The organism is Paraburkholderia sp. LEh10 (genome assembly GCF_017814945.1).
GTDB lineage: Bacteria > Pseudomonadota > Gammaproteobacteria > Burkholderiales > Burkholderiaceae > Paraburkholderia.
The window spans coordinates 1-218 of the sequence record NZ_JAGIPX010000298.1 but is presented as its reverse complement, the minus strand read 5'-3'; the positions used below and the strand labels follow the sequence as shown (position 1 = coordinate 218).

General features: G+C 67.0%; 1 protein-coding gene. It reads left to right on the top strand.

Features of this window, described 5'->3' with window-relative positions; genetic code table 11:
- A partial coding sequence (locus tag J8I87_RS44350) for a hypothetical protein (RefSeq protein WP_209938963.1) occupies positions 1-218 on the top strand: 218 nt, incomplete at both ends.

Sequence of the window (218 nt, the reverse complement as noted above, 5' to 3'; positions counted from 1 at the left end):
GCGACCGGCTTCAGCTTCACGCTCGACACGTCGGCGGCCGCACCGGGCGTTGCGCTCACGACCGACTCGGGCAGCAGTCCCACCGACCACGTCACCAACACCGGCACGCTGAGTCTGAGCGGTGTCGAGAGCGGTGCCACGGTCGAGTATTCCACCGATGGCGGCCATACGTGGAGCACAACCTTCAGCGCCAGCGAAGGCGCCAACGATGTGCAGGT